Origin of the sequence: Gordonia sp. WA4-43 (assembly GCF_020520305.1) — a bacterium.
Classification (GTDB): domain Bacteria; phylum Actinomycetota; class Actinomycetes; order Mycobacteriales; family Mycobacteriaceae; genus Gordonia; species Gordonia hongkongensis.
The window spans coordinates 2857979-2870100 of sequence record NZ_CP084736.1 but is presented as its reverse complement, the minus strand read 5'-3'; the positions used below and the strand labels follow the sequence as shown (position 1 = coordinate 2870100).

The following is a 12122-nucleotide window of genomic DNA, read 5'->3' as shown; positions in this document are numbered from 1 at the left end:
GATCGGGGTGTGTCGCCCTAGCGTCGTCCCGGTGACCGCCTACCTCGTACCGACACTTGCCGGGCTCCTCACCGGCGCCGGTCTGATCATCGCCATCGGACCCCAGAACGTCTTCGTGCTGCGTCAGGGCGTCGCCCGCAGGCACACCGGTCAGATCGTGGCGGTCTGCGCGCTCTCCGACGTCGTACTCATCGTGGCAGGGGTTGCCGGCCTCGGCGCGCTCGTGGCCGCGCATCCGGAGGTGGTGACGTTCGCGAAGGCGGCCGGCGGACTGTATGTCGGGGCGTTGGGCGTCATGGCCGCCAGACGCTGTGTGCGCAGTGACGAGGCCATCGCAGCCGCCACCGACGAGAGCAGGGCCGAGTCCACCGGCCGCTGGGTGGCGGTGGGTACGGCCCTGGCTCTGACCTGGCTCAACCCGCACGTCTACCTCGACACGGTCATCACCATGGGTGCCATCGCCAACGGCCACGGAAACGGCAAGTGGGCGTTCGCCTTCGGTGCCTGCATCGCGAGTGTCCTGTGGTTCACCGCGCTCGGCGGCGGTGCTCGGAGACTGTCCGGGTTCTTCGCGAGTCCGCAGGCGTGGAAGATGCTCGACGCGGTGGTCGCGGTCATCATGCTGGGGATGGCGATCGCGCTGTTCGCGTCGATCTGACACGCATTCCGAGCATGTGCGGGGCGCTCGTCGGTGACCGATGTCGTCACCCGGGATCCCCCGGGAGCCGGACAGGCGCAGGACCGCGGTGGATGCGACAAGGTGATCACGCTGGAGTCACCGAGGACTCAGATCGGACACTGCTGCGGCGCGAGTGGGGTGTTTCGGGTATCCCGGAGGGGTGACACCGCGCCGATCGGCCCCGACGGTGACTCGCGACACCACGATCCGCGAGCAGACGACGACGTTCGACGTGCGTGCGTTGGTGACCGATGTGCGCCATGTACTGGGCCGCGGCGACCTTGCCGCGGCTGCTGCCACCCTCACCTACTTCGCGGCGATCGCCGTCGTGCCGTGGGCGCTGCTGGGGATCTGGTCGACGACCTGGCTCCGCGGCCCGTCCGCCGAGGAGTCCCTGGCGGAGCTGCGCGTCCTCATCCCACCGGCCATGGGCGGCCGTGGCGTGTTCGACGAGGCCGTCGCGGTCGGTACCGGACTGACGCTGATGGGCGCACTGGTGTTGCTGTTCCCGGCGTCGTTCTACGGCGAGGGTCTTCGCCGCGCGTGTATGACGTTGTATCCGCGCGAGGACCGGTTCACGGGATGGCGGTCTCGGATCTGGGTGCTGGGATTGGTGGTCGTCGTGCCGCCACTGGCGTATGTGGTCGTCGGCGTCGCGGGCACACTCACGACGTTTGCTCCCGAGGGAGGCGGAACCGGTGGTTTCGGCGACCTCGCGGTCCGGATCGTGGTCGAGTTCATCGTCGTGTGGATGCTGGTCACGGTGGCCCTGACCTGGGTGTACTGGAAGGTGACGCCCGGTGAGCCGTCGTTGGGGGTGGCGGCGGCCAGCGCTCTCGGCACCGCGTCGTTCATCGCCGGATTCACCCAGGGCTTCCTGCTGTTCCTGTCCCTGCCGATCGATGTCGGGATCCCGTACGGCGGTCTCCGGGTGATCGGCGGGGTGGTGGCGGTCGGTTTGTGGCTGTACGTCGCGCACGTCATCGTCATCATCGGATGGGCGTTCGGGCAGGCGATCGAGAAGCAGAGGAGGGGACGTGTCCGCGGAGCCTGAGCGAGCGGGCCGGAGCCTCAAGGCGGCGTCGGGTGCGGAGCGGACGACGAGCGCCCGGGACGAGGCACTCGACTCGTGGTCGAAGCTCCACGGAGGGCTCGATCCGCGCGCGAGTTTCTGGGTCCGGAACTGGGTGCTCGTCAGCCACGCCTGTGCGCGACCGTTGGCCCGACTGGGCCTTACGCCGAACACCGTGACTGCTCTCGGAGTCATCGCCACCGCGATCGCGCTGTGCCTGACCATTCTCGGCGACTGGTGGCCGCTGCTCGCCGCACTCGTCATCGTCCTGGCGGCGCTCCTCGACGGGATCGATGGTGCCATCGCGGCCCAGACCGGAACGGCCTCGCGGTGGGGGCGTATCAACGACTCGGTGGCGGACCGGTTCTCGGACGTGATGCTCGTCGGCATCGTGGTGGTCGTGGGTGCACCGCCATGGCTCGGCGCGACGATCGCGGTGCTCACCCTCATCCTCGAGATCACCCGCGCCACGGCGCAGGCGGTGGGCATGAAGGGGCCAGGCACGGTCACCGTGTGGGAGCGGCCGTCGCGGGTGATACTGGCGGTCGTCGCAACTGTGAGTGCGGGTTCGTGGTGGTGCGCGGGACTGAGTTCAGCCGTCGCGTCCGGCCTGGCCCTGTTCATCGCGGCGATCGGCGCGGGCTTGGCGTTGATCGGGACGGTCCAGTTGGGGATCGCGGTGCGGAGGCAGACCCGACGGCTCGGATGAGTTCTCGACGCGGGCGGCTCCCATCCGGATCGCGCTCCGGTGACGAACAATGGTGCGAGGAGCAGCTCGCCCGATCCCGATGCGATGAGGAAATCTCGATGACGAACGACTCGGTGGTTCTCGCCGACGCCGATGGCCGCCCGTGCGGCACCGCCGACCGCGAGGGGGTGCACGGACCGGACACCCCGCTGCACTTCGCGTTTTCCTGCCATCTCGTCGTCGACGGCCGCATCCTCATGACACGCCGGGCGTTGTCCAAGCGCAGCTGGCCCGGGGTGTGGACCAACTCGTTCTGCGGTCATCCGCGCCCCGGCGAGGACGTCGTCGACGCCGTGCATCGGTATGCCCGGCGCGAGCTCGGTATCGAGGTGGCCGATGTTCGTTGCATCCTGCCGGACTTCCGGTATCGGGCGGTCGACGCGAGCGGCATCGTGGAGAACGAGATCTGCCCGGTGTTCGTCGCACGTCCGCTGGGAACACTCCGACCGGATCCCAGCGAGGTCGCCGAGCACGCTTGGGCCGACGTCGCCGACGTGTGGTCGCTCGTCGCGAACACCCCGTGGGCGGTCAGTCCGTGGTTCGTCGAGCAGGTGCAGCAGCTGCCGTCCGACGACCCCGGTTCGGTGTACGACACCCATCCGGTGATGTCTCGGGCGTCGAATTCATGACGTCAGGTAATTGGCGTTCGGTCACCAGGTCGAGGAGCGGTCGGATGATGCACATTCCCGGTCATACTCAAGTGATTCCACCTCACCGGCGATACGACGAGGTCGCGGAAGCCTGTGCGGCGATGGTGATCAGGTCGTACTCGAGTTCGTTCGGACTCGCTTCGCGTCTGCTCACGCCCCGTATTCGGCGCGACGTCCAGAACATCTACGCGCTCGTGCGGGTGGCCGACGAGATCGTCGACGGCCCGCGCCCGGAGCAGGGGCTCGTCGACCGCAGCAATGAACTCGACCAGCTCGAGGAGCAGAGCAGCGTCGCGCTCGTCACCGGGTCGAGTAGCAACCTCGTCGTCCACGCCTTCGCGCAGACCGCCCGCCGGGTCGGTATCGATCTCGATCTGGTGGGCCCGTTCTTCGACTCGATGCGCAGCGATCTGACTCAGGTCCAGCACGACTTCGAGTCGCTGGCCACCTACATCTATGGCTCGGCCGAGGTGGTCGGTCTGATGTGCCTGCGGGCGTTCCTCGCCGACGAGCCGAAATCCGCCGCCCGGTACGACCAGCTCGCACCCGGCGCCCAACGGCTGGGCGCGGCCTTCCAGAAGATCAACTTCCTCCGCGACTTCGGCGAGGACAGCGACGGGTTGGGGCGGCGCTACCTGGTCGGCCTCGATCCCGACGATCCGGCGGACTCCGCCTGGTCGCTCTGGCTGGACGACATCGACCTCGACCTGACCGCCGCTGCGGCCGCCATCCCGCACCTGCCGGCGAGCAGCCGCGTCGCGGTGTGCACCGCGCACGACCTGTTCGCCGAGCTGACCGCCCGCCTTCGCGAGTCGTCGGCCACCGAGGCCCGCCGTACCCGCGTCCGCGTCCCGAACGCCGGCAAGGCGAAGATCGCGGCGGCCGCCGTCGCCCGCCGCGGCATGCCGCGACCCGCATGTGCCGACGCCGCCGGTCTGAACAGAAGGAAGAGCAACGTATGAGCGAGTCCCGACGCGTCGTCGTCATCGGTGGCGGAGTCGCCGGCCTGGCCACCGCCGCCCTCCTCGCCCACGACGGGCACGACGTCGAACTCGTGGAGAAGAACGACGACCTCGGTGGTCGGGCCGGTACCTGGGATCGCGACGGGTTCCGCTTCGACACCGGTCCGTCGTGGTGGTTGATGCCGGAGGTGTTCGACCATTTCTTCGAGATGCTCGGGACGTCGACCGCCGAGCAGCTCGATCTCGTCCGCCTCGACCCCGGTTACCGAGTGTTCTTCGACGACAACGGGTCCGACGAGAAGCCGATCGACGTGTTCGGTGACCAGGACCGGAACCGTGCGCTCTTCGACGAGATCGAGCCCGGCGCGGGAGCCGCACTCGACGACTATCTGCGCACCGGCAGGCAGGCGTATGACCTTGCCGTGGAACGGTTCCTGTACACCAGCTTCGACTCGCCACGTGCCTTCCTCGGCCTGCCGGTGTTGCGGCACGCGAAAACGCTTGTCACGCTGCTGACGACCTCGCTGCAGTCCTACATCGCGGCCCGCTTCACCGACCGCCGGCTCCGCCAGGTCCTCGGGTATCCGGCGGTGTTCCTCGGTTCCTCGCCCGAGCGCACCCCTGCGATGTATCACCTGATGAGCTGGCTCGACCTCGCCGACGGTGTGCGGTACCCCAACGGCGGCTTCACCACCCTGGTCGACGCGCTGGAGCGGGTTGCGCGGGAACGGGGCGTACGCATCTCCACCGGCACGGCCGCGACCGCCATCCTCACGCGGGAACGCGCGGGGAAACGGTCCACGCCGTCGCGTCGTCGCGCCGAGGTGGCCGGCGTCCGCGTCGAAGGAGCCGACGGCATACCGCGAGAACTGGTCGCGGACATCGTGATCGGTGCCACCGATCTGCACCATCTCGAGACTCGGTTGCTGCCCCGGGAACTCCAGACCTTCCCCGAACGGTACTGGGACCGCGCCACCTCCGGCCCGGGGGCGGTGCTCGCACTCCTCGGCGTACGCGGTGAGATTCCCGAGTTGGCGCATCACTCCCTGTTCTTCACCGAGGACTGGAAGACCAACTTCGACGCCATCTTCGAGAGTCCCACGCGCGTACCGGACCCGGCGTCGCTCTATGTGTGCAAGCCGTCGGCCACCGACCCGTCGGTCGCGCCGTCGGACTCGGAGAACCTCTTCATCCTGGTGCCCGTCCCGCCCGACCCGGGTCTCGGCCGCGGCGGCGTGGACGGCGGCGGCGACCCCGACATCGAGAAGGTGACCGACCGGGCCATTGCGATGATCGGACAGTGGGCAGGTGTTCCAGACCTCGCCGATCGTGTCGTCGTCCGCCGCACCATCGGCCCCGCGGACTTCGTCGACTCGGTCAACTCGTGGTGCGGCGGAGCCCTCGGCCCGGCGCACACGCTGCGGCAGAGCGCGTTCCTGCGCTCGACCAACCGGTCACGCAAGGTCGACGGGCTCTACTACGCCGGGTCGAGCACCCGTCCCGGCATCGGTTTGCCGATGTGCCTGATCAGTGCCGAACTCATCCGGAAGAAGCTCCGCGGCGACCGGTCGGTGGGGCCGATGCCGGTCGCGACACGCTGACCTGCGCCGGAAGGTTTGGAACGCAGATCATCCGGGTACGGTCGCGTGACAGGGCTCACAGCGAGCGGCGCGAAAGGGACCGGTGACATGGAGAAGGCACGGACGAATGCATGGTGGCGCGGCCCGCAATGGACATGGTTTCGTCAGCACCTGACCCCCGAAGAGCGTCGGAACCTCCAGGCCTCCCGTGTTCCGGTGGCGGTCGTGACCGCGTCGCTGGGCGGGCACGCATACAGCTATCGCGACCGGGTGTGATCTGACGCTTCGAGGTCCCACGACTCGCTGATCGCATCGTGGCGATGGTGATTGAAGCAGGTGCTCGATCACCGTACGGTGTACGGGAAAACCGCAGTGCACGAAGTGACGCTCAGAAGCGAGCCGGCGATGCCGAAAACCCAGCACACCGCGCCACGCTGGCTCAAGCCGATGAACAAGCTGTTCCTGCTGCTGCAGCGGCTCGGCGGGATGAAGCAGCTACCAGTTCTCGTCGTCGCCGGACGGCGCACCGGCAAGCCGCGACGGACGCCGCTCACCGTGGTCGACCTGAGCGGCGAGCGCTATCTGCTCGAGGGCTTTCCCGGGGCGGACTGGGCACGCAACGTCCGTGCGGCCGAGGGACGTGCCCAGCTGTCGATTGGAGGCACGATGAGCGACGTCCGCCTCGTCGAACTGTCGGCTGACCAGGCCGTTCCGGTGCTACGCGCCTGGCCGGAGCTGGCGGGCACCGACGGCCCGAAGATGATGAAGGACGCGGGAGTCGTCGACGACGTGACCCCGGAAGCCTTTGCTGCCGCGGCGGGCCGATGCGCCGTGTTTCGTATCGATCCGCGCTGACGGCTCCGATGAGCAAGGCCTGTCGGTCAGTGACTCACGGCCGGACCGATCAGCTCCGCCACGATCTTCGCCGACATGACCACGAGCGGCAGACCGCCGCCGGGATGCGACGACCCGCCGACGAGGTAGAGGCCCGGTAGCGATGAGGTGTTCGACGGCCGGAGGAACGCCGAGCGGGGTCCGTTCGACGACGATCCGTATATCGAGCCACCTGGCGTCCTGGTCCGGCGTTCGAGGTCGGCGGGCGAGACGATGAGACGGTGACGGACCCGTCCGGTCACATCGAGCCCACGGTCGGCCATGACGTCGAGGACCCGGTCGGCGTAGGAGTCCGCCAACCCGTTGGCGTCCCAGTCGACGCCGTGCTCGGGGTCGTGGCGGGGTGCGTTCACCAGCACGAACCACGCCCCGGTTCCCGGGGCGGGCACGATCTCGGAATCGGTGGGGGCCGAGATGTACACGGTCGGTCGCGCGACCGGACGTGGTGGGCCGCGGAATCCGAAGACCGCGTCGAACTCCTCGTCGTAGTCCTCGGCGAACAGCACCTGGTGGTGCGGCGCAGCGGGCGGATCGTCGAGGGCGAGGAGGAGCACGAATCCGGACAGCGACGGCGTCGTCCGTCGCAGCAGCGCCGCGGGCCGGCGGGCGGCGCGACGCGGTACGAGGCGGTCGTAGACCTGCTGGGCGTCGGCGTTCGCGACGACCAGATCGGCCCGGCGTCGGCTTCCGTCGGTGAGCACCACGCCATCGGCCCGGCCGGTGTGGTCCACCGAGATCCGGTCGACTTCGACGCCGAGTTCGACCCGCCCGCCGAGTTCGACGAGACGGTCGTGCATCGCGGTGGCGATGCGGCCCAATCCGCCTCGTACGTACCATGATCCGAACGCCTGCTCGGACCACGGCACAGACGCGAGTGCTGCCGGCGCGCGGCGTGGGTCGGAACCGGTGTAGGTCGCGTAGCGGTCCAGCAGCATCCGCAGGCGCGGGTCGTCGAGGTAACTCTCGCCGAGTCCGCGCAGCGTGCGCCACGGCGCGACGGTCCGCACGTCCGACGGCGTGGCGATCCCGCCGACCATCGTGCGGATGCTCATCGGTGATTCCAGGAAAGGCTCGTGCGTGACGTCCCAGACACGTTGTGCGCGTTCCAGAAACGATGACCACTGGGCGCCTCGCCCATTCCCCAGTGCGGCGTCGAGGGCGGCGGGGATGTCGTCGAGCGTTCCCGGCATGTCCAGTTCGGTGCCGTCCGGGAAGCGGTAGCGCGCGGCGACGGGGAGTCGTTCGAGGGTCAGATGGTCGTGGATCGACGATCCGGTGGCGTCGAAGAGTTCTTCGAAGACGTGCGGCATCGTGACGAGCGACGGCCCGGTGTCGAACACGAACCCGTCGTGCTCGATGACCCCGAGTTTGCCGCCGACGTCGTCGAATTGCTCGAGAACGGTGACGTCGTGGCCGGTCGCGGCGAGGCGCATCGCGACGGAGAGTCCGCCGACGCCCGCGCCGATCACCAGGACCCGTGTCATCGACGGACCTCGATGGGGCGTCCCTTCCATTGCAGGTCGCCGCGCTGTCGGGCCAGCGTCGAATCGACTGCGAGACCGGTGAAGACGAGGATGGAGAGCGGATGGGCGAAGGTGTCCGGCCATCCGCGTCCGCCGGTGCAGCGGGCGGACACCACCCGCGACGCCACGCCGGCGAGGTATCCGACGAGACCCGTCCGGGAGCCGAACAGTGCTGCTGCCGCGGGGAGTACGTACATCAGGCACAGCAGACCGGTGACGCCCAGCGTCCCGCCCGGAGACCCGAAGGCCGACCACAGCGACTTGCGGTAACCCGCGCGGACCTCGTCCCAGCCGCGGTACATACGGCAGGTGGCGACGTCGCTTCCCTCGGCCACGACGCCGCGACCGCCGGCCGCCTTGACGGCGCGCAACAGGGCGATGTCCTCGAGGACCACGTCGTGCACCGCCTCGTGACCGCCGGCACGACGGTACATCGCGGCATCGACCACCAGGAACTGACCGTTTGCGGCGGTGAGGGATTCGCGCGGTGAGCGCTCGGCGAGACCGAGGGGCAGGGTGCTCAGCCAGGACCACTGCAGCAGCGGTTGCACCAGTCGCTCGCCCGCGCCGACCGCGACCTGCCGGGGGTACGGGCTCACCAGATCGAGTCCGGCGTTGCGGAGCAAGGCGAACGATGAGGTGAACGCGTGGGGCTCGACCACGACGTCGGCGTCGAGGAAGACGTGGACCCCGCCGGGGAACGCCTTCTCCGCGAGTTGGGCGCAGGCCCAGGTCTTTCCGAGCCACCCGGGAGGAGGCGCCGAGCCGGGGTGGACACGAACCCGGTCGTCCATCGAGGCCAGGCGGGCGAGCACGGCGTCGGTTCCATCCGCCGAGCCGTCGTCGAGCACGTGGATCCGGGCCGGTCCTGGCCAGCGATCCGCCGCCTCGAGGACGGCCAGTAGGCAGCGTTCGGCGTTGTGCGCCTCGTCGCGCATCGGGATGAGAACCGACAGTGGTTCCGGCGCCGGGATGTCGGCGAGACCGGGCCGACGGACCCGGCGGGCGTTGTCGAGGGTCAGGGCCAGCGACGCCAGCGACATAGCGGTTCCCGTCGCGACCAGCGGCCGCAGCAGGTCATACACCCGCACGGCGACCCCTGATCTCGACGGCGAGCAGCGGGAGGGCGATGACACCCATGAGGAGACCGCCCGTGAGGGCGACGGACGGACGGCCGAAGAACACCGCGTGCGCCATCACCGAGGAAAAGTAGGTCCACAGGTACGCGGTGATGGGCACGGCGTCCATCCCGGAAGACCCGGTCGCGTAGGGATCGTCGCGGCGGATGAGGAGGTCGAGCACGCCGACGATGAGAAACGAGACCAGCAGCCAGCCCGCGAAATTCGTCAGCGGGATGTCGGCGACCCCGGGCAGCGACGGCGTCGGGTGCCGCCACACCCAGTTGCCCTGGTCGACCATCTGCGGGTCGAGGAACACATCCCACGCCGTGAGTGCATACGCACCGAGGACGGCGGTGGCGGGCCGAACCCACCGTCCGGCGATCCCCATCGCACGGACGAGTCGTCGGGTCACGACCAGCGCGGGCCACGACATCATGATCCAGGCCAGCGGGACCAGGACCGGCACGCCGAGGACCTTCAGTCCGAGCCCGTCGGTGTAATCGTATGTGCCGAACGGAAACCCGGTGCTCACACCGACGGATTCGGCGATCAGTCCGCCACCGCCGGCCACCACCGCGAGGGCGACCGCGGCGGCGGCGCCGCGGGTTGCCGAGACGTGGACGAGCGACGCCGACGCCAGGAGCAGCACGCTCGCGACGGTCAGCGGCAGGGTGCCGCCACCGGTCAGCGGAAACGCGATCTGGACGCCGATCGTCGCGGCCAGCAGGATCCACGCCAGGGTGACCAGGCCGCGGTTCCAGGGCGCGGTGCCGTCGGTTCGTCGCGATCGCGACGATTGGTCCGATCGGTGCGAAGTGGAGCCGTCCAGGAGACTCACGCCGGTCTCCCCTCATACGTGCCGACGACCTCGGTGACGGCCAAGCGGGCGAACAGTTCCTCGGCATACCAGCGCGACGGTGCGGTCCGCCGAACCGCCGACAGATGTGCGGGGGAGCGGTAGGCGAAGCCGGTGAGGTCCTGCGCCGAATCCCAGATCGAGAACGTGCCCTGCACCCCGAGCGGGAGCTCGCCGACGCCGAGGGCCAACCGATTGCCCTGTGCTCCGGCGAGTTCCGTCGCCACCGGCGGGACGGCACGCCAGAACGATGCCATCTTCGTGGGCCGGAGGCGTGCCCGGGTCAACGCGGCTACCGGACCCGTCCAATCCGGTCCGGGCGCGTCGTGGTCGATCGACGATCGCACCGTCTCGAACGGGTCGACGCGCGACCATCGGCCCTTCGACCGAAGTGGTCGCATGGTGATCCGGAGTTCCTCCGTGCTGCACTCCCGCCATCGACGAAACACGACGGAATCGCTTGCGGCCGAAGCAGCGTCGGCGTCGTGCCATACCGTCAGCGCGGCCCAGTGTCTCAGGTCGGCGCTCTCGAGGGTGAAAGTGCGTGCGGTGCCGGTGCCCAGCAGTTTGGCGAAACGCAGACCGGGGGTACGGCGCAGCACCCGTCGACCCGACGACATCCGGCCGAGCGCCGGTAGCACACGGTCGACACCCCAGACGCGGAGTTCGACCGTCGGCCCGGCGGGAGCGGTCATGCGCGCCGCCACACGCAACGTTCGATGAGGGCGGTCAGTGCGTGCCGGCTCGCCGGGTCCATCGGAGCGGCGTCGACGATGCCGAGCGCTTCCGCGTGCAGGTCGGCGATACGCTGTTCCACTCGTTCGACGGCGCCGGTGGAGTACAGGACCTCACGCATCCGCGCGGCACCGTCGGCGTCGAGGTCTGGATTGCCGAGACCGTCGGCGAGCACGCGGCGCTCCATCCGTCCCGCCGATTCCTCGGCCGCCGCGATGAGCATCGTGCGCTTGCCTTCCCGTAGGTCGTCGATGGCGGGTTTGCCGGTGACCTTCTCGTCGCCGAAGACGCCCAGGATGTCGTCGCGGAGCTGGAAGGCCTCGCCGGCGGTGATGCCGATCCGATCGTATGCCTCGAGGAGCGCCGACGAGGCACCCGCGAGCGTGCCGCCCAGCCGCAGCGGCTGACCGATCGTGTACCGCGCACTCTTGTAGCGCAGCACGCGAGCCGTGCGATCGGCGTCGGTGGTGTCCTCGGTCTGACTCAGCATGTCCAGGTACTGGCCCGCGTAGGCCTCGTCGCGCATCACCGACCAGGTGTCGCGGACCGCGCGTCGGATGTCCGCGGACACGTCGTCCACCGCGGCAGCGGCGAGGTCGTCGGACCAGGACAGGCACATGTCGCCGACGAGGATCGCGACGGCGGTGCCATGGCGCTCGGCGTCCCCACGGCGTTGCGCGCGCAGATGATCGTCGGCGAAATGCCGATGCACGGTGGGCAGGCCGCGCCGGACATCGCTGTCGTCCATCACGTCGTCGTGCACGAGGGCGGCGAGATGGAACAGTTCGATGGCGGCCGCCATCTCGACGATGCCCGCGACGCTCCGGCCCCCGGCGGCGCCTCGGGCGCCCCAGAGGCAGAACGACGCGCGCAGGCGTTTACCTCCGCCGATCCGCGCCGAGAGGACGTCGATCGCCGGCGTCAATTCCCCGCCGACCTGCTGCAAGGTGGTGGCGTGGCGGCGAAAGTGCGCTGCCAGCACCTCTTCGACGAGTTCGAGATCCGTCGTCGAGGCGCTGATCGGGTGCAGATCAGGAGCCGGGGATGCCGACTGTGCAGGCGGCGCCGACGAGTCGGTCATCTCGGCGGTCGGTGTCATGACGGGGCCCTTCGAAAGTCCGGGGGGAGCGGTCGGTTACCCCCTCTTCGGAGCCGCGATCGCGAGCGGATGGGTGACGGCGACATGTGGGCGTCGGCCACGCCGCGGCGTCGCGCCTGGGGTTTGCCACACAGGAAACGCTGAACCACCGTCGATCGGTTGCCCATGTGTCCTGCCCGCCCCCGAAGGTCGGGAACGGGCAG

At 69.3% G+C, this 12122-nt stretch carries 13 protein-coding genes; 8 read left to right on the top strand and 5 right to left on the bottom strand.

What is annotated here, in order from left to right; genetic code table 11:
- Positions 1-31: 31 nt before the first annotated feature.
- The 8 genes from LEL84_RS12855 to LEL84_RS12820 all read left to right on the top strand — a co-directional run bounded on the left by LEL84_RS12855 (position 32) and on the right by LEL84_RS12820 (position 6546).
- The gene (locus tag LEL84_RS12855) at positions 32-658 is read left to right on the top strand and encodes a LysE/ArgO family amino acid transporter (RefSeq protein WP_068970293.1); all 627 of its coding nucleotides are present in this window, start codon (positions 32-34) and stop codon (positions 656-658) included.
- A gap of 208 nt (positions 659-866) precedes the next feature.
- Complete coding sequence (locus LEL84_RS12850) at positions 867-1733, top strand: YhjD/YihY/BrkB family envelope integrity protein (RefSeq protein WP_068970294.1); 867 nt, start codon at positions 867-869, stop codon at positions 1731-1733.
- Positions 1717-2460: a CDP-alcohol phosphatidyltransferase family protein gene (locus LEL84_RS12845; RefSeq protein ID WP_226511814.1), complete on the top strand. Its 744-nt coding sequence runs from the start codon at positions 1717-1719 to the stop codon at positions 2458-2460. The genes LEL84_RS12850 and LEL84_RS12845 overlap by 17 nt, the downstream gene beginning before the upstream one ends.
- Positions 2461-2558: 98 nt before the next feature.
- Positions 2559-3128, top strand: coding sequence for an isopentenyl-diphosphate Delta-isomerase (idi, locus tag LEL84_RS12840; RefSeq protein WP_068970296.1), 570 nt, complete (start codon positions 2559-2561; stop codon positions 3126-3128).
- A gap of 44 nt (positions 3129-3172) precedes the next feature.
- Positions 3173-4111 carry a phytoene/squalene synthase family protein gene (locus LEL84_RS12835; RefSeq protein ID WP_226511813.1) on the top strand — a complete coding sequence of 313 codons (939 nt, stop codon included), beginning with the start codon at positions 3173-3175 and terminating at the stop codon, positions 4109-4111.
- The gene (gene crtI, locus LEL84_RS12830) at positions 4108-5712 is read left to right on the top strand and encodes a phytoene desaturase family protein (protein WP_226511812.1); all 1605 of its coding nucleotides are present in this window, start codon (positions 4108-4110) and stop codon (positions 5710-5712) included. The genes LEL84_RS12835 and crtI overlap by 4 nt, the downstream gene beginning before the upstream one ends.
- A gap of 87 nt (positions 5713-5799) precedes the next feature.
- Positions 5800-5967: a hypothetical protein gene (locus LEL84_RS12825; RefSeq protein WP_226511811.1), complete on the top strand. Its 168-nt coding sequence runs from the start codon at positions 5800-5802 to the stop codon at positions 5965-5967.
- A gap of 129 nt (positions 5968-6096) precedes the next feature.
- The gene (locus LEL84_RS12820) at positions 6097-6546 is read left to right on the top strand and encodes a nitroreductase/quinone reductase family protein (RefSeq protein ID WP_065630432.1); all 450 of its coding nucleotides are present in this window, start codon (positions 6097-6099) and stop codon (positions 6544-6546) included.
- Between the two features lie 26 nt (positions 6547-6572).
- Here the strand turns inward: LEL84_RS12820 and LEL84_RS12815 are convergent, their stop codons facing one another.
- The 5 genes from LEL84_RS12815 to LEL84_RS12795 are packed head-to-tail and all read right to left on the bottom strand — an operon-like array spanning position 6573 to position 11919.
- On the bottom strand, positions 6573-8069 hold the full coding sequence (locus LEL84_RS12815; RefSeq protein ID WP_226511810.1) for a phytoene desaturase family protein: 1497 nt from the start codon (positions 8067-8069) through the stop codon (positions 6573-6575).
- Positions 8066-9199 (bottom strand): glycosyltransferase, encoded by a 1134-nt coding sequence (locus LEL84_RS12810; RefSeq protein ID WP_226511809.1) that lies wholly within the window; start codon positions 9197-9199, stop codon positions 8066-8068. The genes LEL84_RS12815 and LEL84_RS12810 overlap by 4 nt, the downstream gene beginning before the upstream one ends.
- Positions 9186-10067 carry a carotenoid biosynthesis protein gene (locus LEL84_RS12805; protein ID WP_226511808.1) on the bottom strand — a complete coding sequence of 294 codons (882 nt, stop codon included), beginning with the start codon at positions 10065-10067 and terminating at the stop codon, positions 9186-9188. The genes LEL84_RS12810 and LEL84_RS12805 overlap by 14 nt, the downstream gene beginning before the upstream one ends.
- Positions 10064-10780, bottom strand: a complete 717-nt coding sequence (locus LEL84_RS12800) for a monooxygenase (protein ID WP_226511807.1) — start codon at positions 10778-10780, stop codon at positions 10064-10066. Before LEL84_RS12800 ends, LEL84_RS12805 begins: the two co-directional genes overlap by 4 nt.
- Positions 10777-11919: a polyprenyl synthetase family protein gene (locus LEL84_RS12795; RefSeq protein ID WP_226511806.1), complete on the bottom strand. Its 1143-nt coding sequence runs from the start codon at positions 11917-11919 to the stop codon at positions 10777-10779. Before LEL84_RS12795 ends, LEL84_RS12800 begins: the two co-directional genes overlap by 4 nt.
- Positions 11920-12122 lie beyond the last annotated feature (203 nt).